Origin of the sequence: uncultured Brachybacterium sp. (assembly GCF_947500705.1) — a bacterium.
In the GTDB taxonomy this organism is placed as follows: Bacteria; Actinomycetota; Actinomycetes; order Actinomycetales; family Dermabacteraceae; genus Brachybacterium.
Genome location: NZ_CANMSY010000004.1, coordinates 120,331 through 140,537, shown reverse-complemented (window position 1 = coordinate 140,537; position 20,207 = coordinate 120,331). Strand labels below are relative to the sequence as shown.

Here is a 20,207-nt window from a genome sequence, read left to right as displayed (position 1 = left end):
CTTCACTCAGGTGGCGGGTAGTGGCTGCGCATCAGCTCGAGCAGCCCCTCAGGTGGCGGGAGGGAGACCAGGCGTGCCGCGAGTGACGACTGCCCCTCGGCGGAGACCGAGAACTTGCGCGCGTAGCCGACGTTCACCGACGCCGCGACCATCGCGATGCCCACGTTGACCCTCGCCTGGACGCCCGCCTCGATGCTGAACTCGGTGGTCTCCGTCATGGAGAAGCTGAGCCGTGCCTCAACGGTGGCCTCGGTGAACGCATAGAAGCTGGGCAGGAAGCCGAGCGTGAGCAGGCTGTACTGCTCCTCGCCCACCTCGATCTCGGTGGTGGCGAGCTCCTTGGCCAGCTCGATGGAGTTCGTGTCCAGGGCGAACTGGGCACGGGCGATCGAGACCCCCAGCTGCTCCACGATGGAGGGCAGAGGTGCCTGGAGCAGCTGCGTGGTGACCGTGACCGTCTCGGACATGTCAGTCGTCCTGGTGCAGATAGTCCTGGATGGTCTCCAGGAACTGGGGCGGTGCCGGGATCGAGACCAGCCGGGCCGTGATCGACGAGTTGCCGGTGATCGTGGACTCGAACTGCCGGCTGTAGCGCACATCGAGGGTGGCACCGAAGGCCACCGTCGAGTTGCTGTTCGCGGTGCTCTCGTTCGAGGACGTGCTGGTCCGGGTGAACTGGCGGGTGACGGTGACATCCTCCGTACCGGAGAGGGACATCTCGCGCGACTCGGTGGTGTAGAGCGTGAGCGTGAACGGCGAGCTCTTGCGGTAGACGGTGACCACGTTCGCGTCCGCGGAGGCGGTGTAGTCCACCGTCGTGTTCGCGCCGATCAGCGCGGCCAGGTTGTGGGCGTAGGCCTCGGCGGATCCCGAGGCCGCGCCGCCTCCGGGGGCGCCGGAGAGCGGGAAGACGGTGCCGTCGATGGTCACCTGCGTGCCGGTCAGGGGCAGCGTCTGGGGACGGAACAGATGGATCCACGCATTGCCCGTTCCCCAGGGCGGGGTGAGGTTCGAGGGGGTGACGCCTGAGAGGGTCGCCGCCCCTGACATCGCGCGGACCACGACGAATCTGACGCGTGGTGAGAGCAGGACGTCGACATTGCGCCAGCGGACCTGGTCAGCGGGCCCGCGGGCAGCGCGGGCACCTGCCACGCCGTCGGAGGTGACGGTGAGGTTCCCGGCGGGGGCGCCGTAGGAGATCAGTGCGTCCCGCACCTCCTCGGCCCGGCGCTGCCCGAGGGCCAGGTTGGAGGCGTCGGAGACCGCACGCCCTCCGGAGTAGGGCTGGGCATCGGTGTGGCCGATGACGTCCAGGCGGACGCCGAGGACCTGGCTCATCCGGGCGATCCCCTCGAGGGCCTCCCGGGCGACGTCGTTGCGGGGCGCTCCCTCGGCGGTGAACTGCTCGATGTTGTGCCGACCCGTCCGGAAATGGACGCGACCCAGGGGGGTCGTGAGCGTCGATGCGACGGCTTCGAAGCCGGGTTCCGCCTGGATGCGGGCGGCGACGTGGGTCGCGTAGGCGTCGAGATCGGCCTGCGCGGTGGTGTCGACGGTGAGGGTGTCGTGGAGCCGGTAGGAGGTGTCCGCGTTGGCGTCGATGCGGATCAGTCCGCGCGCGAATCCCATGCCGACGAAGGCGACGGTGCGGTCGGTGGTCACGACCCGTTCGCTCGGAGCATCGGTGCTGATCGCGAACGTATCGCGAGGTGCCTCGTAGAGCACCCGGGGGACGTCGGCGGCAGCGTCGGCGGTCACGGACTCCTGGAGCGCACGGATGCGGGCCAGTGCATCCGGGCCGGTGAGCGCGAAGGAGCGTCCGCCGACGGCCAGGTTGCCGGTCGAGGTGGAGCGGACCTCGAGCTGGGCGCTGCGCTCGGTGGTCGAGGAGGACGTGCCGGTCTCGGTCTCGGTCTCCGTGGCGGACTCCTCGGAGGTGCTCGTGCCGCCGGCCCCGTAGGAGCCGTTCAGTCCGACGCCGACGTTGAGGGTGTTGCCCACCTTGAGGGTGAGCTGGAGCGAGCAGGTCAGGTCGGCGTGCTGGTAGTGGTAGAACGCCGGCGAGAGGCCGAGCTCGAACAGCGACTTGCCGCCCAGGGAAGGGATCGGCTTCACGAACTCGGGCAGCTGGTTCACCGAGTTGGCGTCCAGCGCCGTCTGGGCCTCGGCGATCCCGAGGCCGAGCGAGGTGATGAAGTCGGCGACGCTGGCGTCGGCCAGGATCTGGCCTGGGGTCATGGATTCTAGGTCGGGCATGGGGCGTCCTCTCTGAGGGCCGGCCCGGGGGTCGGGATTAGCGGGAGCGGGGGAGGGAGGTGGGGAGCGCGGTGGCGATGGTCGGATTCACCAGGTCCGGCCGCACGGTGAAGTAGTGGTGCCTCTCCTGCAGCTCGGTGAGGCGCCGGGGGTCGACGGTGAGTCCGCGGCGCAGCCAGTCGGCGAGGGCGGCGGCCAACGGCAGTGCTGTCGCGCCGGCGAGGTCGAGGGCGCGGTTCAGGAGGAGGAGGGACTCGTCGGGCCGGCCGGATTTCGCGAGGACCGAGCCGAGGCGTTCCAGCATCGCGCCGTGGTCGCGACGCTGGAAGGCGGTGAGGTGCTCGACTCCGCGATAGTGCTGATCCGCGCGTTCGCAGTACTCGATCACCTCGGCATAGGAGCCGGTGCGCTCGAGCGATTCGAGCACGCACTGGGTGTAGTGGCGGAAGAACACCTCGGGAGCGCCGGCGGCGACCGCCATCCGGAGCGCCTCGCGGTAGTGGCGGAGCGCTTCGTCGTGCTCGTCGGCCAGCGCGGCGAGCTTGCCGGCCTCGGCGATGCCCAGGTGCCGGGCGGCGCCGTCTGTGAGCGTGGGGACCATCATCATCACCGGCTCGCGTCGAGCAGTGCGGGATCGGCGAGGTCGGGATCGGCGAGGTCGGCCTCGGCGCCGGCGCGCAGGAGCATTCCGCGCACCAGGCGGGCGGTGAGCTCGGGCCACGGGCCCACGGCGAAGGGGGGTGCCGTCGGCGGGTCCGAGATGCCGACGGCGACCAGTGCGGCCCGTGCCGGGGGAGGGGAGCTCCAGTCGGTGATGTGCACGCTGAGCTGCAGGAACGTCGTGAGCGCCGCATGGGCTTCGAGTCCAGCGGCCGCCAGCGCAGCCAGGAGGCGCTTCGCCTCCGGTACTGGCAGCTCGTCGGCGACGATGATCGGCAGCGCGTCGAACAGCCGGGGGACGACGTCCGCCGGGATCCCGGCCGACGCGAGGGCGGTGATGGCCGCGTCGTCGGGGTGCCCGCCGTCGAGGACCACCTCGAAACGGTAGAAATCCTGGTTGGCGAGCCGGAGTGTGGGGACGCGGCGGTGCGCGTCCCAGATGCTGTCCGCCTGCTGCTTGGTGAGGTCGCGCACGAGCCAGGGCCCGGTGGGGGAGGAGTCGATCCCGCGGGCACGGAGGTCGGTCAGGAGGCGGGCGCGGACCGGGGCCGGGCAGTCGCCGAGCAGCAGGTCGTAACGGGCCGCGGCGGGGTCCGAGGTGATGACCTCCGCACCTGCCCCGAGGCGTCGACGCAGGGCCTCGACGGTGGCAGGGCTCACCTGTCCGATGAGGACGGGTGGGGAGGCGAGCAGCAGCCGACGGGTGTCCTCGTCGGGGCAGCCGAGGAACGCGGCGGCCGCAGCGACGATCAGCTCGAAGCGGCTCTCGTCGAGGACTCGGACCGCCACGTCGAGCAGGGGCCCCGGCGCCGGTGGCGGACCGTCCTGGTCGACGACCTCGACCTCGCAGCCCAGGGAGCTCAGCACCTCGGCGATGGCGACGGCGGTGGGCTCGGGGAGCTCGTCCGCCAGCGTGGACGGTGCCTGATAGAACGCTCTGAGCATGGCCGGGACCGTGACGCCCAGGCCGAGTGCGACCTGGGCGGCATCCTGCGGAGAGGCAGCTCCGATCGAGCGGATGAGCAGACGCTTCAGAGGTTCGGTGGCCATTGCTCTCCCCCAGGAGTGCAGCAAACGGGACCGCGGGGCCGACCTCGACGACGAGGTGGACCCTACGAACTGTGACGCACACCACAGTATGCCCGATTTGGTCGAATAGCTACCAATCCCGGCGTGTCGGATCTATCGGAGCGGTGGCCGGGTGGCGGGCGCAGGCTCGAGGGCCGATCGTTCTGATCACGCCACGGGGGCGGCGTCGGCGTTCCAGGCGGAGCACTCGCCGAGGAACCCGCGGCTGTCCCGTCCAGTGCCCACCCAGGCGGCTCGCGACTCCTGGGCGGGATCACCGGCGATGACCGGTTCGCCCTGCGCCTCGACCGAGCTGATGAACTCCTCCACCCGACCGGTGGGTCGCACCCCCTGCGGCATCTGGAAGGCCGCCGCCGAGGACAGGCAGGAGATCTGCAGCGCCCAGCGCCGCTGGGCCTCGTCGGCGCGGCCCGGATCGTCGGCCAGCTCGAGCAGCAGCGCACCGTAGTAGCCGTCCAGCGAGGCGGAGGCCAGCACGAACACCGTGTACGAGTACGAGAGGTGCCACAGGTACAGCTGCGGCGCCTCCTCCGCAGAGGTATGGGAGAAGCCGGGGTCCCAGTCGGCGGGCCAGTAGAGCGTGTTGTCGTCATGGCAGATCACCGGCGCCGAGCCGGTGAAGGCCGCGGCCGGGCAGGCGGTCTCGCTCGGCGGTCCCTCCGCGGTGTGGACGACCACCGCAGGCGCATCGAAGTCGATGCCCGTCGGCGCCAGCGCCTCACCCCAGGCGGCGCCGAGGCATTCGGCGCCCGCCTCGAGATAGGCCGGCAGCTCCGCGGCAGGCACCGCGCCACCCTCGGTCGCGGGCAGCGAGCATCGCGCCGGGACCGGCAGTCGCGCCTCGAGCAGCGGGTTCTCGGCGAGGACCTGCTGCAGCTCGTCCGCGGTGCCGGTCGGCACCTGCCCGGGCTCGAGCGGCTGCCAGATACCCGGCTCGGTCTCCTCCGCTGCGGTGGCGGGCTCGGCGCTCGCCGCAGGAGAGGGCAGTTGACGAGGACCGGTGAGCCACAGAGCGGTGAGACCGCCCCCGATCCCCAGCAGCAGGAGCATCGCGCAGCCGAAGGCGAGCGCCGGTATCAGCAGCCTGCGGGGTCCGGGCCCGGTGGTGGCGTCGATCCCGGGTGGTGGCGGTGGTGGTGTGTGGGGAGGCGGGGGTGGGTGTGCTGCGTGCGGTGGAGGGGGCTGCGGGGTCGAGGGGGCGCCGGGCGAGGAGGCAGGTGGGGCGGCCTGCGCTGTCGCCTGCTGCGGTGGCGGGGTCTCGAACCGTGGGCGCTGGTCGAAGCGCTGGATCGGCGCGTGATCGGGGATCAGGTCGCGGCCGAAGGGGGCACGCGCGATGACGTCCGACGACACTGGGCGCGGGGCCCCGCCACCAGGGGCCGGCGCCGGAGCAGAGCCCGCCGTGGTGCCATGGCCCGGGAAGGCGGGGCGCTGCACGGTGGTGGCGTCGTCGGGCTCGTCGGAGGGATCGATCCCGTCGGCCCTGCTGCTCATCATCCTCCTGCCGCCGGACTCTCTGATCCTTGCTCAGCTCACCTGTTCGGCATCGGCCAACCAGGTGTTGCAGGCGGACAGGTCGCCGCCAGAGCTGAAGCCGATCTCCAGCCACTTCGCCCGGTTCTCCGGGGAGATGTTGTACGGAGGCTCACCCTCGACCCAGCTCTCGGGCTTGGTGAGGGCCTCACGCAGAGCCGGGGTGGGCTCGGCCCCGGAGGGGACCTGCATGGCGACCGCCGAGGACACGCACTGCATCTGCAGGCTGTAGCGCCGCCAGGACTCGTTCAGGAGCTCCTCGTCGTTGCCGTCCTCGAGCATGTCCCGCATGGTCCCGTAGTAGATGGACATCGAGCTCTGCCAGCCCACAGCGTTCTGGTAGATGAAGGCGAGATCCCACAGATACGCCCCTGGGACATCCGCCGCGTCAGGGAAGTCGAGCGCGGTGCCGTAGCCGATGGGCCAGTAGACCGTGTTGTCGAGGTTGCACATCCGGGGGAAGTCCTCTTCGAAGCTCGAATCGCACGAGGAGTCCGCAGGGATGTCCGGGTAGGTGTAGACCACGACGGAAGGCCCCGCCCAGGGCAGCCCGCGGTCCGAGCTCGCCGTGGCCCAGATCCGGTTCAGGCAGGTGGACGAGGCGTTGAGCACGGCCTGCAGCTGCTCGGGAGTCGGGGAGATCGGAGTGTCGGGGAGCTCGCACTCCGGCAGAGACGGCAGCGTGCCGTGGACCAGCGGGTTGTCCTCCAGGACTGCCCGCATGTCGTCGATATCGCCGGGCGGCAGGTCGATCGGGGAGACGACCTCGAAGCCGGAGCCTTCCTCCTCTGGGGGAGTGGTGACGTCCTGGCTCGGGGACTCGGAGCCCGGATCGGTCTCCGGGTCGATCACCGGATCGGTCTCGGGCGGAGGATCGGAGGCGACGGGGGTCTCCTCCCCACCGCGGCTGAGCACGAGATAGGTGATACCGCCGCCCACCACGAGCACCATCGCCAGCACGCAGCCCAGTGCCACGGTGATCAGCGCCCACGGCCGCTTTTTCTGAGGCTGCTGGCCGAAGCCACCAGGGCCGTGAGACCACATGGGGCCATAGGGGCCGCCGGGACCGGAAGGACCGCCGGGGCCGGAAGGACCGCCGTAGCCGGGGCCCGCGGGTCCGTGCTGCCCGGTGCCGCCATAGCCCGGAGCGCCCATCGCGGGAGGCGCCGACTGCGGCGGGGGCGGCGGCGCCTGCCAGCCTCCGGGATGGTTCTGTCCCTGCTGGTTCTGTCCCTGCTGATCTGGCCCTTGCTGACCGTTGCCGGGACCACCCCATCCTGCGCTGGACATCAGCTCCCCCTCGCTTCCGCCACGTCATTGCTGCTGGCAGGATATCCGCGCAGGCCGCGCGATGGGCGGGGACCGCACTCGGCTGTCACCACGGATCTCGTTCTCCTCGCGAGGGCGGCACCGACCGCCGACACGGTCAGCTCACCTGCTCGAGATCGGCCACCCAGGAGTTGCAGACGGAGAGGTCGCCCTGGGCGGTGAACCCGCGCTCGATCCACAGGGACCGGGACTCGGGGCTGATGTTCTCCGGAGGCTCGCCCTCGGACCAGTTGCCAGGATCGGTGAGCATCTCCCGGACCGCCGGAGTGGGTTCGGCGTCGGTCGGGAACTGCATCGATGCGGCGGAGGCGAGGCACAACCTCTGCAGGGTGAACCGTCGCCAGGCCTCGTCGAAGCGCTGCGGGTCGGTGGTCTCGAGCTCATCGCGCATGGTCACGTAGTAGACCGTCAGCGAGCTGTTCCAGCTCGCGGTGTTCGTATAGGTGTAGGCGAGGTCCCACAGGTAGGCGCCAGGCACGTTCGCCGGATCGGTGAGGTCCGAGGCGGTCCCGTAGCCGACGGGCCAGTAGATCGTGGAATCCAGGTTGCACATGCGGGGGGCGTCTGCGGAGAACTGGGAGTCGCAGACCGCTTCCGCGGGGACATCCGGGTGCGTGTAGACGACGACCTTCGGGCTCAGCCACGGCAGATCGCGGTCAGAGCTCGTCGTGGCCCAGAGCTGGTTCAGGCAGGTCGAGGCCGCGGTCAGCACGGCTTGCAGCTCCTCGACGCTCGGCTCCACCGGAGTTGCGGGCAGGTCGCAGGTGCCGAGCGTGGGCAACGTGCCCTCGGTCAGCGGGTTGTCCGACATGACCTGCCACAGCTCATCGACGGTGCCGGTCGGCGGGTCATAGGGCACGACCACCTCGAAAGGCGTGCTCGCCTCCGCAGGAGTGGGGGACTCCACCGCACCGGAGGTCGGCGAATCTGCCGGTGAGTCGGCGGTGATTGCGGAGTCATCCCCATCGCGGCTCAGCACGAGGTAGGTGATGCCGCCCCCGACCACGAGCACCATCGCCAGCACGCAGCCCAGCGCGACGGCGATCAGCGCCCAGGGGCGTCTGCGCGGGGGCTGCTGGCTGAAGCTGCCGGGGCCACCCGGGCCCTGCGGGTGGCCGGGGCCTTGCGGGCCGCCGGGGCCTTGGGTGCCGCCGGGACCGTGGGGGTGGCCGGGACCGCCCGGACCGCCCGGGCCCTGGGGTTGGCCGGGAGTCTGCGGGGCTGCGGGCGGTGACTGCCAGGGGGCGGGCGAGGGAGCACCGTACGGGCTGGCGGGCTGCCCGTCGCCGGGCTGCGGCTGGCCACTCTGTGGCGCCCCTCCCTGCGGAGCCCCTTGCTGCCATGCCCCGCCCTGCGGCCCGTTGCCGGGCCCACCCCATCCTGCGTTCGACATCAGCTCCCCTTCGCTTTTGTCAGCCTCTGCTGGGCGAAGGATAACCGTGCAGGCCGCACGGAAGAAGGCGAAGGATGCCCACGGGTGCGTGTGGAGCTGCCACGACCGCCGGTCCCCGGTGTGCTCCGTCCCGCTGACGTGCATCGACGTCGGGGGCGGCGGGCGACGTTCCGATGCGGTCACGAGCCTGGGGCGCGGCGGGAGCTCGGAACCGCGCCCCTGGCCCACTCTCGGCTCGGGCTGCGGTCCCCGGAAAGGGAAATAGCCCCTGACAGGCGATCACGTCGCAGGTCAGGGGCTATCTCCACTGGCGGAGGATGGGGGATTTGAACCCCCGAGGGCGTTAACCCAACACGCGTTCCAGGCGTGCGCCATAGGCCGCTAGGCGAATCCTCCAGCGCTCTAGAAGAGCAGTGGATAGCGTACCCGACACCCCGGGGTGGTGCGAACCGGACCGACGCAGGTCACATTCGGCCCTTGAAGTGGACGAGTACTGGCGCTATGGAGCACGCTCCGGATATATGGCCAGAGCGTGCTCCCACGCGCCCGTCCTCGACGGAGCGTGCGGCGGGTCCCGCGACGGCCGACGTCACAGAGGGAAGCCCGGCAGACGCCGGACCGCGCGGGTCCGAACGCCTGCCGGGCAGTCCCCGGCCGGCGATCTCAGCTGTGGCGGACGTCCTCTGCGGAGCCCTTGGCGGACTCCACGACGTCGTCCTTCTGGGACTGGCCCTCGGACTTCACGGCCTCGGCGCTTTCGGTCGCGGATTCCTTCACGGTCTCCGCGGCCTGCTGCGCCGGCTCCTTCAGCTCCTCGGCGACGTGCTTCGCCTGATCCTTCACGTCGTCGAGTACCGGCTGCGCCTTCTCCTCGAGGCGTGAGGCCAGGTGCTGCTCCTTGTCGGAAGCCGGGATGAGCGAGGCGGCGAGCCAGCCCACGCCGAGCGCGATGACGCCTGCGGCGAGAGGGTTGCCCTGCGTCTTCCGCGCGACCTGGTGGGGTGCCCGGCGCGCGGCGTGCGAGGCGTCATCCGCTGCCGAGAGCAGGGAGCCCTTGGCCTCGGAGGCGCGATCGGACATCTGCGCGCCAGTCTCCTCGGCGGAGCCCATCACGCGGTCCCGGACGCCGCCCACCGCGTCCTTGACCTTGTCCACCTGGCGATGGGCGACCTTCGAGGGCGTGACCTTCTCGGCCATGGCGTCGACGTCGCGGGACAGGGTGGCCCGGGTGCGTTCGATATCGGCACGGATCTCATCGGGATTCTGCTGTGTCATCGTGATTCCTTCGAAGGTGTGACTGCGTCGGGAATATCTTTGAGCGTCTCCGTGGTGCGGGGCATCCCGTCGACCTCGTCGATGCTCTTCTTGCCGAGCAGGGCGAGGACAGCGGCCACGATCGCCCAGAGGAGAGCGACGATGACTGCGGACCACGCGTAGCCGACGGCGGTGCCGCCGATCGCCGCCCAGAGCGCGATCGACAGGAACAGCAGCACGAAGTGTCCGGCGATGCCGGCGCCGCCGAACATGCCGGCGCCCTTCCCGGCCTCCTTCGCGGACGCCGTGAACTCGGCCTTGGCGAGCGCCATCTCCTGCCGGATGAGAACGGAGAGATCCGTCGTCACCTGGGACATCAGGGCTCCGACGGACTCGGTCTCCGCGCGTCGCTCAGCATCGGTGGGGGGAGGGGTGACGGGGGAGCTCACCGGTCCCCACCCCGTCCATACGGGTCGGTGGCCCGGTGCCCTGGAGGCTGCGGGGGCTCCGGGAGCGCAGCACCCGGCTGCGGCTGCGGGGGACGCGTGGGCGGCTGCGGCGGCACCGAGGTGACGGGCGTGGCGTCGGGGCTGATCGGCTGGGGACCGCCCGGCACCTGGGCGCCCGAGACAGGCGGCGGAACGGCCGTCCCGCCGCCCGGGGGCGGGGGTACCTCGCCCGTGGGGGAGTACGAGTACTGCCGGCCGGCACCGCGCAGGGTCGCGGCGTCCGGGGACGGGTGCTCGACCAGCGCACGATGCGAGGTCTGTCCCTCCGAGCCGTGGTCATCGCTGTGGCTCTGAGCGACGCTGCGGGTGAGGCGGCCAGCCGCGAACCCGACGCCGGCGGCGATCGCCAGGAAAGCCACCGGTCGGCGGCGGGCGAAGCTCTTCACCTCGGTCAGCACATCGGCCGGCTCATGGTTCTCAAGCCACCCGGCGATCGCATCCGTACGCTCGGTGACCTGACCTGCGAGGTCCTTGGCCAGACCCTCCTCGGGCTGCTCGCCGCGGGACATGCGGCCCAGATCATCGCTGAACGTGCGCACGGTGCCCGCGGCCCGGTGCAGCTGATCGGAGGCCTGAGTGCCGAGCGTGGACGTGGTCTCGTCCCAGAGCTTGCGGCCTTCACGCACCGCGTCATCCTTCACCCCGGCGGCCTCGCTGCGCGCCGTATCGGCGACGGCTCGGCCGGCGTCCTGGGCGTCATGCGCGACGTCGCCGGCGGCGTTCTTGGCCTGCTGGCTCGTGGATTCCTCGGAGGCCTGCTGCGGGCGATCGGGAACCCGCTGCTGCGAGGGAACAGGCACCGGCTGCTGCGGGGGAACCGGGACCGGCGGCGAGCTCCACGGATCCGCGCGATGGGTCTCGTCCTGCGGACGGTGAGGATCGGTCATGACGTACCTCCCAGTGTTCGGAGCGCACACCGACGTGGTGTGAGGACGCTCATGACACTAGGCACACCCGGTGACTCTGCAAAGGCCCTGTCGATAGCGCGACACGCCTGCTAATATCCGCGCCGTCCCAGGGCGGCGGGACTCGTGCGCGGTCGCTCTCGGGCGGCGAGGCAAGCCGTCCACCACCGGGTCACAGGGGTGTGCCGGCCCGCTGCCTGGGACGCACGGGTCCTCCGGGCGGCGGTGGGATGATCCCGTTGCGGCAGTCGCGGAGAAGGCGTGAGGCCGGCAGTCGGGGGAGTACCAACCGGTTGATCGGAGGGTCCGGCGTCGATGCCGGGGCCGTCAGACCCTGAACGAGAGCCGGCGCGCGGGTGCGCGCTGCGGAGATATCTCCGTAGTGCACGCCCACGCGCCGACAGCAGGAACGGGAGGCGAAGTCCGCTCGGCCCGAGGCAGCTGGACCGGGCTCAGTCCTTGACCTCGGGGTGGCGCGTGAGGTTGATGATGGCGGCGACGAGGCCGCCCCAGACGGTGACGATCGCGATGATCATCATGACGATGGAGGCGAAGGACATGATCACTCCTGTGTGGTGGGAAGGACGGTGTGAGCAGAGCGGCGGATGAGCGGACGGGGGCGGTGCGGGTCCGGCCGGATCTCGGCCGGCCGTTCTCCGCGCCGCCCCGAGGTCACGGCGCGCTGCGCAGCTCGTGCGGGGTCGCGGCCTCGGGATCCGTGACCAGGCCCTTGCCGGCCACGACCTCCGGGGCGATCGGATCGCCGTCGGAGTCCGTCTTGTAGAGGTTGGAGTTCTTCGACCACGGGATCAGCGACAGCCCGATCGCGATGACCACCAGGGCGATCGCCATCAGCCAGCCGAAGACCAGGTTGAACCAGCCGGGGTACTCGCTGTACGTGGTCTCGGAGGTGACCAGGGTGATCGTGCTGAGGATCAGCGAGATGCCGAGCACGAGCGGCGCGATCACCGCCACGCAGAGCATCCAGATCTTCCCGATCGGGAAGGTGCCGCGCTGGTTGAGGTGGTCGCGCAGGGTGGGCAGGCCCCGCACCACGTAGGAGACGACGATCGTGGACACGGCGGCGGCCGCGACGATGCCGTACTCATTGGCCCACTTGTCCATGACGTCCAGCAGGGGGAGCCCCATGGTGGTGGAGAACAGCAGCGTGGAGACCACGCCCATCGGGATGCTGACCGCGAGGGTCGCCGGGATGCGCGCCATGCCGAACTTGTCCTGCACCGCGGCGATGACCACCTCGACGATGGAGATCATCGAGGTGAAACCGGCCAGCACCAGCGAGCCGAAGAACAGCACGCCGATGATGGCGCCCGCCGGGGCCTGGCTGATGATGGTCGGGAAGGCGATGAACGCGAGGCCCACGCCGGAGGTGACGACCTCGTCGATGGCGACGCCCTGTGCCTGGGCCATGAAGCCCAGTGCGGAGAACACGCCGATGCCGGCGAGGATCTCGAAGCCTGAGTTCGCGAAGCCGACCACCAGGCCGGAGCCGGTGAGGTCGGTCTTCTTCTTCAGATACGAGGAGTAGGTGAGCATGATGCCGAACGCCACCGAGAGCGAGAAGAAGATCTGGCCGTAGGCAGCGATCCACACGCCGGGGTCCGTCAGCGCGGCCCAGTTGGGCTGGAAGAAGGCGTCGAGGCCGTCGATGGCGCCGGGCAGGAACAGCGAGCGCACCACCAGGATGATGAACATGACGATCAGCAGCGGGATGAAGACGACAGAGGCGGCGGCGATGCCCTTGTGCACGCCGAGGGCCATCACCACGATCACCGCGAGCCAGACCACGATCATCGAGATCAGCACCGGCGGTACGAAGTCGAAGCTGACGGTGGCATCGGCCCCGCTGAGAGCCTGGGTGTACTCGCCGAAGAAGGCACCGGCGTCGTCGCCCCAGCGCTGGTCGAAGGAGAAGATCGTGTAGTTCGTGGCCCAGGCCAGGATCAGCGCGTAGTACAGCGCGATGACCAGCGCGATCAGCACCTGCCACCAGCCGATGAATTCGGTCCAGCGCGTGAAGCGGCGCCACGCGGCCGGCGCCGAGCCGCGCCAGCGGTGCCCGAGCGCGTAGTCGAGGAACAGCAGTGGGATGCCGGCGGTCAGCAGCGCGACCAGATACGGCAGGATGAACGCGCCGCCGCCGTTCTCATAGGCCACGGCCGGGAAGCGCCAGATGTTGCCGAGCCCGACGGCCGAGCCGATGGCGGCGAAGATGAACGCGGTGCGGCCCGAGAAGGCGCCGCGGTCGGCGCTCGTCGCAGGGGAGCTGGCGGATGGGGACGATGCACTCATGAAGAGCCTCCGGGGAGCAGCGCCGCGGGGGAACGGCGCAGGAGAGGGGCCGACGACGATGACGACCCGGGGAAGGATCACCGCGGGGACGGCGACCGGGAACTGCCACGAGGAGCGACAGGCGCTGACGTCGAGCGACGGGGCGTCACCGGTGCGCGATGGCGCTGTCCATCGGGGGACGACGGGTTCGTCGCCACGAGGGCGACGGGGTGGCCGCCGGGAGGCGACCACGGATCGCAGGGTGAGCGGTCCGCACGGGAAGCACGGCTGCGGGATCGCCGCAGGGCACTGAGCAGATCGTACCGTCCTGCGGAATCTGTGCGCGCTGGTGGTCCGGTCACCCACGTCAGAGGGCAGTACTGCTCGCGCCTGCTCGCCGCAGTTCGCGCCCGTCCGTGCCTGCTCGCACCCGTTCGCTCCTGCTCGCGGAGCCGTCTGGTGGAACCTCGTGCCCGAACGCCGGTGGGTGCTTTACCGTGACCGGCATGACGACCGAGCCGACAGCGCGTTCCGGCGCCCAGCACACCGAGGTCTCCACGGCCTACCTCCGCCAGCTCGATGAGGAGCGCGAGACGGCGATGCGCACCTCGGCCCACCCGGGCTCCGCCTTCGATGGCGCCTCGCCCGCGCTCCACGAGCGTCTCGAGGCGCAGGTGGGGGCCGACGCCGCCGAGATGGTCGCGCTGATGCTCGACCTCGCCGAGCACCCCGAGGTCGCCTTCGAGGAGCACCGTTCCGCCCGCGCCATCGCCGACGTCCTCGCCGCCCACGGGATCGACGCCCAGGTGGGCGTGCACGGCCTGGACACCGCGATCCGTGCGGAGATCCGCGGCGCGGGCTCCGAGGACGACGATGCGCCGATCTTCGCGATCCTCTCCGAGTACGACGCGCTGCCGGGCGTCGGCCACGGCTGCGGCCACAACGTCATCGCCGTGATGGGCCTGGGCGCGTTCCTGGCGCTCGCCGCGCTCGCGACGGCGGACGCGTCGGCCGTTCCGGGGCGGGTGGTGTTCCTGGGGACCCCCGCCGAGGAGGGCCACACCGGCAAGGAGTACATGGCGCGCGAGGGTGCCTTCGAGGGGCTGGACGCCGCGGTCATGGCCCATCCCTACGGCTACGACCTGGCCGATCAGACCTGGCTGGGCCGTCGGACCCTCACCGTCGAGTTCCACGGGCACACCGCCCATGCCTCCGCCCAGCCGTACATGGGGCGCAACGCGCTGGACGCCGCGAGCCTGATGTACCAGGGCATCGGACTGATGCGCCAGCAGACCCCGCCCACGGACCGCATCCACGCCGTGATCCGTGAGGGCGGCGAACGGGCGAGCGTCGTGCCGGACCACGCGCGGCTCGACCTGTACGTGCGCTCCCAGCGCCCCGAGACGCTCAGGGACCTCTCGCAGCGCGTCGAGGAGGTGGCGCGCGGGGCAGCCCTGATGGCCGGCGTCGGCCTCACGATCCGCTGGGACGAGCACCCGCCCTCGCTGCCGGTGCGCACCAACGAGGCGCTGACCGGCCGCTGGGTGCAGGCCCAGCGCCGCCGCGGCCGGGACCCGCTGCCCCACGGCGTCGTCTCGCCCTCACTCGCGGCCTCCACCGATTTCGGCAACGTCAGCTACCGGATCCCCGGCATCCACCCGGTCATCCGCATCGCCCCGCCCGAGGTCGCGCTCCACACCCGGGAATTCGCCTCGGCGGCGGTGTCCGAGGACGCTCGCACCGCCGCGGCCGACGGGGCCTACGGCCTCGCCGCGACCGTGCTCGATGCCCTCCACGACCCGGCGCTCGCCGCCGCGATTGCTGCGGAGTTCGAGGCTGCCGGCGGAGCGATCGATGTCCCGGGCTTCTTCGACTGACCGCTGCACGTCCTCTGGCCACCGCACGTCCACTGACCGCACGCCCCCACCCCGCACATCCTCACCCCACACCTCCCCGCCCCGCACGGCCGCGCACCGACAAGCCCACCGGCAGCCGCCACTGAACCCACCCGACTGGAGCCATCATGAGCGCAGCACAGACCACGCCGACCAAGAGCGGCTTCACCGATCGGGCCCTGAACTGGGTGGAATGGGCGGGCAACAAGCTGCCCGAGCCGTTCATGCTGTTCATCGTCCTGTTCGTGATCACCGGACTGGTCTCCACCGGGATGGAGCTCGCCGGGGTGGTCGTCTCCGTGCCCGGCTCGGACGAGCCCACCGTGATCAGGGGCCTGTTCACCGGTGAGGGCATGGCCTGGCTGACCACCAACCTCGGCATCAATTACATCGGGTTCCCGCCGCTGGTCACCGTGATGCCGATCCTGCTCGCGATCGGCATCGCCCAGCACTCGGGCCTGCTGGCCGCCGGGATCCGCAAGCTGTTCGGCTCCTCGCCCGCGTGGATGCTCCCGTACGTGGTGGGCTTCGTGGGCGTGGTCTCCTCGATCATGGCCGACTCCGCCTTCGTGGTGGTCCCGCCGCTCGCGGCGTTGGTGTTCAAAGCAGCGGGCCGACACCCCGTGGCAGGCCTGCTCGGCGGCTTCGCCGCCGCCGGCGCCGGCTACTCCACCAACATCTTCCCCACCTCGCTGGACGCCCTGTTCGCCGGTATCACCACCTCGGTGATGGAGGCGCTGCCCGGGTTCGAGTTCACCGCTGTCAACCCGGTGTCGAACTGGTTCTTCAACATCGTCGCCTCGATCATCCTGGGCTTCGTCGCGGGCTTCATCATCGACAAGCTGATCGAGCCGCGGCTGAAGCGCCAGAACGTCCCGGTCGACGAGGTCGCCGTCGAGGGCGCCGAGGACCCCTCGGACAGCGCTGAGCACATGCGCGCCGCCCTTACCCCGAAGGAGAACAAGGGTCTGCTGGTCGCGGTGCTCGCCGGTGTCGTGCTCACCGCGCTGATCCTGGTGGCCGTGCTGCCGGCCGGTTCCGCGTGGCGGAACGAGGAGGGCGGCTTCCTGCCGAAGTCCCCGCTGCTGAGCTCGATCGTGTTCATCGTGGTCGCGTACTTCATGGTGGTCGGCACCGCCTACGGCGTCATCGTCGGCACCCTGCGGAGCACCCGTGACGCCGTGCAGATGATGTCCGACGCCCTCAAGGAGATGCTGCCGTTCATCGTGCTGGCCTTCATCCTGGGCAACTTCATCTCCCTGTTCAACTGGTCGGGGATCGGCACCTGGATCGCGGTCACCGGCGCGGCGGGCCTCGAGAACGCGGGCCTCACCGGCTTCGGCGCGGTGCTCGGGTTCATCCTGCTGGCCAGCGTGCTGAACCTGTTCATCATCTCCGGCTCGGGCATGTGGGCGATCATGGGCGCCGTGTTCGTGCCGATGTTCGCGCTCATCGGCTACGAGCCCGCCTTCACCCAGGCCGCGTTCCGGGTGGGCGACTCCGCCACCCAGGTCATCACCCCGATGAACCCGTACATGATCGTGCTGCTGGGCATGCTGCGGAAGTACGAGCCGGCCGCGGGCCTGGGCACGCTGATGGCGCGCATGCTCCCGTTCGTGATCCCGTTCTGGCTCGTGTGGACGGCGATCCTGGCCGTGTTCTTCTTCTTCGACCTGCCCCTGGGGCCGGGCAACGGCATCTTCATGGAGTGAGCGGTCGGGGTCGACTGGCTCGGCCATCTCCCCCGCTTCGCCCCCGGAGCGTGGGGTTGCTCACCGAGATCGCGAATCGGTGCAGGATCGGCGACGCAAAGTGGCCCGGATGTCGTTCTCGCTGCCGGAGGACGGGAGGGAGATCAGCTGACGATCGTGGCGTCGCCCTGCTGGGCCTCGAGCAGGCGTTCGCGCGAGTATCCGGTGATGCCGATGCTCTGGGCTCGTCCCGGATCGGAGACCAGGAGGTTCCCCTCCTCGTCCTGGCCCTGGGCGACCACGAAGTGGCCGTAGTCCGCGTCCTCGCCGAGCAGCCTGCCGTGATGGACGTGCAGGATCACGACGGAGCCGTGCGCAGCGGCCTCCATCCCCTCCTTGAACTGGGAATGCGTGGCGGTGCCGTCCGCGTCCCGGATCCCCCTCTCGAGATCCTCGAGGTAGGCGCCGACGTAGTCGACGTTCTTGGTCTCCGGGTCGTCCCACGGCGACAGCCCGCAGCGGGCGCGCATCTCCAGGACGGCGCGGGCATTGCCGCCCTCCGCGGCGCCCTCCGACCCGGAGACGTAGTGCTCGACCGGCCGACCGGCGGCGACCATGGCGATCACGGCCGACGTCGGTCCGCAGTTCTCCGCGTCCCAGGGGCCCGTGCCCATCTGATCGACGACCACGAGGTCGCTGTCGGCGTGGGCCCGCGAGGAGGCGAACAGGCCGGCAGCGGCCGTGAGGCCGACGACGCCGAGGCCGCGCAGCGCGGCGCGTCGGCTGAGGGTGGAGTGCAGGGGGCTGGTCACGCCGGAGACCTCCGAGGGTGCGAGAGGGACAGGTGCAGGGGCACCTCGAGCGATGGTCATGGACGGCGCCCCGGAGCTCTGCGGGCCGCGTCCCGCATCCGTCGAGGGACCTTCACGCTGTGACAGACGGGCCCGTCGCGGCAAGTCCGGCGTGATCCTCCACTCCTGCCCGGCGGGCCGACGAGCGCCCGGCTGCCCAGCTGCTCCGGCCTCCGCTCGCTGGTCAGCCAGGCATCAGCGTCAGAGGTGCGACGGCCGACGTGAGGTCGCTCATTGCGCTAGTCGTTGTGACCCGGGCTACCGCGGAGAAGGGAACCGCGACGCTGCCTCGGCCGTGGTCAACGCAGATCAGACGGGACGGCGCGGGCTACCCTGGCCGGGATGTCACGCGCCGCTCTCCTGCCTCCTGTGCTGCTCGGCCTCGTGGTCCTGCTGCTCGCGCAGATGGTGGGCCTGGCCGCGTCGGCCCTGCTCGGCCTGCCCGTGCCCGGGGTGGTCCTCGGGATCGTGCTGCTCGTGCTGCTCGGGATCCTGCGGCCCACGCGCGCCGTGGTCCGCGCCGCCGAACCGGCCGCCACCCCGCTGCTCGCTCACCTGCAGCTGCTGTTCGTCCCGCCCAGCGTCGGGATCGTGCTCGAGCTGCAGTCCCTCGCCGAGAACGCCCTGCCGCTCGCGCTCGCCGTCGGCGGCTCGTTCCTGGTGCCGCTGATCATCTCCGGGATGGTGCTGCAGGCGCTGCTGCGCAGGCAGGGTCGCCGACGGGGGGATGCCGGCGCGCCCGACGGGCCGAGCGACTCGACCGGGCCGAGCGACTCGACCGGGCCGAGCGACTCGACCGGGCCGGGCACCGCCCCGCAGCCCGGGGGGTCGCCCGCATGAGCACCCTCATCCACCTGCCCGTCTTCGGGCTCGCCCTGACCCTCGGCGCCTATCTGGGGGCGTACTGGCTGTACCACCGGCTCGGCCGGCCCGGAGTTCTCTCCCCGGTGCTGGTCACCACCGCGATCGTCGCGACGGTCCTGCTCATCACCGGCCTGCCGTACGCGGTCTACCTCGAGCAGGTGAGCCTGCTGACGATGCTGCTCGGGCCCGCCACCGTCGCCCTCGCCCTGCCGCTGCTGCGCAACGGACGGGCGCTGACCAGCTCGGCACCGGCCGTGACCGCGGCCCTGGTCGCCGGGGGAGTGCTCAGCATCGCCATCACCGTCGGGGTGCTCACGCTCTTCGGCGCCGGGGACGATGTGCTGCTCGCCGCGCTGCCCCGCTCGGTGACCTCGCCCGTCGGGTTGTCCATCGCCGAGTCGCTGCAGGCCTCGGTGCCGCTCGCGGTGGTGCTCACCATGGTCTCGGGCGTGCTCGGCGCGGCCTTCGGTCCGGCGCTGCTGACCCTCGCGCGGGTGCGGGACGAGCGGGCGCGCGGCTTCGCCGTGGGCCTGACCTCCCACGGCATCGGCACCTCGCGTGTGCTCGACGAGTCCTCCGTGGCCGGTGGCTGGTCCAGTGCCGCCATGGTGCTCAACGCCCTGGTCATGACCATCGTGCTGCCGATCGTGGCGGCGGTGGTGACGGGCTGAGCGTCGGCACTCCGTTGGTCGGGCCAGCTCTGGTCCGCCCGCCACCGTCCTGTCGCGTTCCGCCCCGCCTCGCCCGCCCAGTCGGTCCGAGGTCCGGCATCGCCTGAGGTCTCGGGACGGCGCGCCCTATGGGGCGCTCGTCATCGGATCTGCTCGACCTCGAGGCTCGCGATGAGCTCCTCGACGCGGCCGCGGATGTCATCGCGGATGGGGCGCACCGCCTCGACGCCCTGGCCGGCGGGGTCGGGCAGCTCCCAGTCCTCGTAGCGCTTGCCGGTGAAGATCGGGCAGGCGTCGCCGCATCCCATGGTGATCACGACATCGGACTGCTGGACCGCGTCGCGCGTGAGGACCTTCGGGGTCGCGGAGGTGATGTCCACGCCCTCCTCGGCCATCGCCTCGACCGCGGAGGGATTGATCGAATCGGCGGGGGCGGAGCCGGCCGAGCGCACCTCGATGCGGTCGCCCGCGAGGTGGCGCAGCCAGCCGGCGGCCATCTGCGAGCGGCCGGCGTTGTGGACGCAGACGAACAGGACGCTGGGGCGATCGGGCATGGGGTCTCCTGGGTGGTGGTGGGCGGTGCGGCGGGTCAGGACAGGTCCAGGAAGGCGCGCAGCTCCGCGAAGGCCGACGGGACGACCGAGTAGTGCGCCCAGCGGCCCTTCTGCTCGCGGGTGAGCAGCCCGGCTTCGACCAGCTTCTTCATGTGATGGCTGACGGTGGGCTGCGAGATGCCCAGCGGCTCGGTGAGATCACAGGCGCACACATCCCCGCAGCCGCGCGTCGCCACGTGGGAGAGCAGCTGCAGCCGGGTCGGGTCCGAGAGCGCCTTCAGCCGCACGGCCAGGTGCTCCGCCTCCGCCACGTCGATCGGGCCGGCGCCGAGCGCGCAGCAGTCGAGGGCGGCCGACGAACCCGGCTCGCACGACGGGTCGCTCGGGGCGGTGCTGCGGATCGTGATGCTCACCGGACGGGAGGACGTGGTGGAGGACATGGGTACACCTTACATTGACGA

General features: G+C 70.9%; 19 protein-coding genes and 1 tRNA gene. 4 read left to right on the top strand and 16 right to left on the bottom strand.

Annotated elements, in window-relative coordinates:
- Window positions 1-2: 2 nt before the first annotated feature.
- From Q0937_RS09365 to Q0937_RS09305, 13 genes are all read right to left on the bottom strand, one after another.
- Window positions 3-467, bottom strand: coding sequence for a hypothetical protein (locus Q0937_RS09365; protein ID WP_299302835.1), 465 nt, complete (start codon window positions 465-467; stop codon window positions 3-5).
- Between the two features lies 1 nt (window position 468).
- Window positions 469-2,256, bottom strand: a complete 1,788-nt coding sequence (locus Q0937_RS09360; protein ID WP_299302832.1) for a hypothetical protein — start codon at window positions 2,254-2,256, stop codon at window positions 469-471.
- 37 nt (window positions 2,257-2,293) lie between these two features.
- A complete protein-coding gene (locus Q0937_RS09355; RefSeq protein WP_299302829.1) occupies window positions 2,294-2,863 on the bottom strand; it encodes a hypothetical protein in 570 nt (189 codons plus the stop codon).
- Window positions 2,863-3,966, bottom strand: a complete 1,104-nt coding sequence (locus tag Q0937_RS09350) for a hypothetical protein (RefSeq protein ID WP_299302826.1) — start codon at window positions 3,964-3,966, stop codon at window positions 2,863-2,865. Before Q0937_RS09350 ends, Q0937_RS09355 begins: the two co-directional genes overlap by 1 nt.
- Before the next feature lie 186 nt (window positions 3,967-4,152).
- The gene (locus tag Q0937_RS09345; RefSeq protein WP_299302823.1) at window positions 4,153-5,499 is read right to left on the bottom strand and encodes a hypothetical protein; all 1,347 of its coding nucleotides are present in this window, start codon (window positions 5,497-5,499) and stop codon (window positions 4,153-4,155) included.
- A 33-nt stretch (window positions 5,500-5,532) separates the two neighbouring features.
- Window positions 5,533-6,828 carry a hypothetical protein gene (locus tag Q0937_RS09340; RefSeq protein WP_299302820.1) on the bottom strand — a complete coding sequence of 432 codons (1,296 nt, stop codon included), beginning with the start codon at window positions 6,826-6,828 and terminating at the stop codon, window positions 5,533-5,535.
- A 136-nt stretch (window positions 6,829-6,964) separates the two neighbouring features.
- Complete coding sequence (locus tag Q0937_RS09335; RefSeq protein WP_299302817.1) at window positions 6,965-8,260, bottom strand: hypothetical protein; 1,296 nt, start codon at window positions 8,258-8,260, stop codon at window positions 6,965-6,967.
- 308 nt (window positions 8,261-8,568) lie between these two features.
- A tRNA-Ser gene (locus Q0937_RS09330) sits at window positions 8,569-8,656 on the bottom strand.
- Between the two features lie 267 nt (window positions 8,657-8,923).
- Entirely contained in the window at window positions 8,924-9,535 is a 612-nt protein-coding gene (locus Q0937_RS09325) for a DUF3618 domain-containing protein (protein ID WP_299302814.1), read from the bottom strand.
- Complete coding sequence (locus Q0937_RS09320) at window positions 9,532-9,963, bottom strand: phage holin family protein (protein WP_299302811.1); 432 nt, start codon at window positions 9,961-9,963, stop codon at window positions 9,532-9,534. The genes Q0937_RS09325 and Q0937_RS09320 overlap by 4 nt, the downstream gene beginning before the upstream one ends.
- Window positions 9,960-10,910, bottom strand: coding sequence for a hypothetical protein (locus Q0937_RS09315; protein ID WP_299302808.1), 951 nt, complete (start codon window positions 10,908-10,910; stop codon window positions 9,960-9,962). Before Q0937_RS09315 ends, Q0937_RS09320 begins: the two co-directional genes overlap by 4 nt.
- Before the next feature lie 470 nt (window positions 10,911-11,380).
- A complete protein-coding gene (locus tag Q0937_RS09310) occupies window positions 11,381-11,488 on the bottom strand; it encodes a methionine/alanine import family NSS transporter small subunit (protein ID WP_299302805.1) in 108 nt (35 codons plus the stop codon).
- Window positions 11,489-11,600: 112 nt separating this feature from the next.
- Window positions 11,601-13,241 (bottom strand): sodium-dependent transporter, encoded by a 1,641-nt coding sequence (locus tag Q0937_RS09305; RefSeq protein WP_299302803.1) that lies wholly within the window; start codon window positions 13,239-13,241, stop codon window positions 11,601-11,603.
- Between the two features lie 485 nt (window positions 13,242-13,726).
- On the opposite strand from Q0937_RS09305, the gene Q0937_RS09300 reads away from it, so the two are divergent.
- Both Q0937_RS09300 and Q0937_RS09295 read left to right on the top strand, forming a co-directional pair.
- Window positions 13,727-15,097 carry a M20 family metallopeptidase gene (locus Q0937_RS09300; RefSeq protein WP_299302800.1) on the top strand — a complete coding sequence of 457 codons (1,371 nt, stop codon included), beginning with the start codon at window positions 13,727-13,729 and terminating at the stop codon, window positions 15,095-15,097.
- A gap of 146 nt (window positions 15,098-15,243) precedes the next feature.
- A complete protein-coding gene (locus Q0937_RS09295) occupies window positions 15,244-16,827 on the top strand; it encodes an AbgT family transporter (RefSeq protein WP_299302797.1) in 1,584 nt (527 codons plus the stop codon).
- A 143-nt stretch (window positions 16,828-16,970) separates the two neighbouring features.
- Here the strand turns inward: Q0937_RS09295 and Q0937_RS09290 are convergent, their stop codons facing one another.
- The gene (locus Q0937_RS09290) at window positions 16,971-17,618 is read right to left on the bottom strand and encodes a hypothetical protein (RefSeq protein ID WP_299302794.1); all 648 of its coding nucleotides are present in this window, start codon (window positions 17,616-17,618) and stop codon (window positions 16,971-16,973) included.
- A gap of 381 nt (window positions 17,619-17,999) precedes the next feature.
- Here Q0937_RS09290 and Q0937_RS09285 point away from each other — a divergent pair, with 381 nt between their 5' ends.
- Window positions 18,000-18,497, top strand: a complete 498-nt coding sequence (locus tag Q0937_RS09285) for a CidA/LrgA family protein (protein ID WP_299302791.1) — start codon at window positions 18,000-18,002, stop codon at window positions 18,495-18,497.
- On the top strand, window positions 18,494-19,192 hold the full coding sequence (locus tag Q0937_RS09280; protein ID WP_299302788.1) for an LrgB family protein: 699 nt from the start codon (window positions 18,494-18,496) through the stop codon (window positions 19,190-19,192). The genes Q0937_RS09285 and Q0937_RS09280 overlap by 4 nt, the downstream gene beginning before the upstream one ends.
- Before the next feature lie 140 nt (window positions 19,193-19,332).
- On the opposite strand, the gene Q0937_RS09275 is transcribed toward Q0937_RS09280, so the two are convergent.
- Both Q0937_RS09275 and Q0937_RS09270 read right to left on the bottom strand, forming a co-directional pair.
- Entirely contained in the window at window positions 19,333-19,746 is a 414-nt protein-coding gene (locus tag Q0937_RS09275; RefSeq protein ID WP_299302786.1) for an arsenate reductase ArsC, read from the bottom strand.
- Window positions 19,747-19,781: 35 nt separating this feature from the next.
- Window positions 19,782-20,186 carry a helix-turn-helix transcriptional regulator gene (locus Q0937_RS09270; protein WP_299302784.1) on the bottom strand — a complete coding sequence of 135 codons (405 nt, stop codon included), beginning with the start codon at window positions 20,184-20,186 and terminating at the stop codon, window positions 19,782-19,784.
- Window positions 20,187-20,207: the final 21 nt, after the last annotated feature.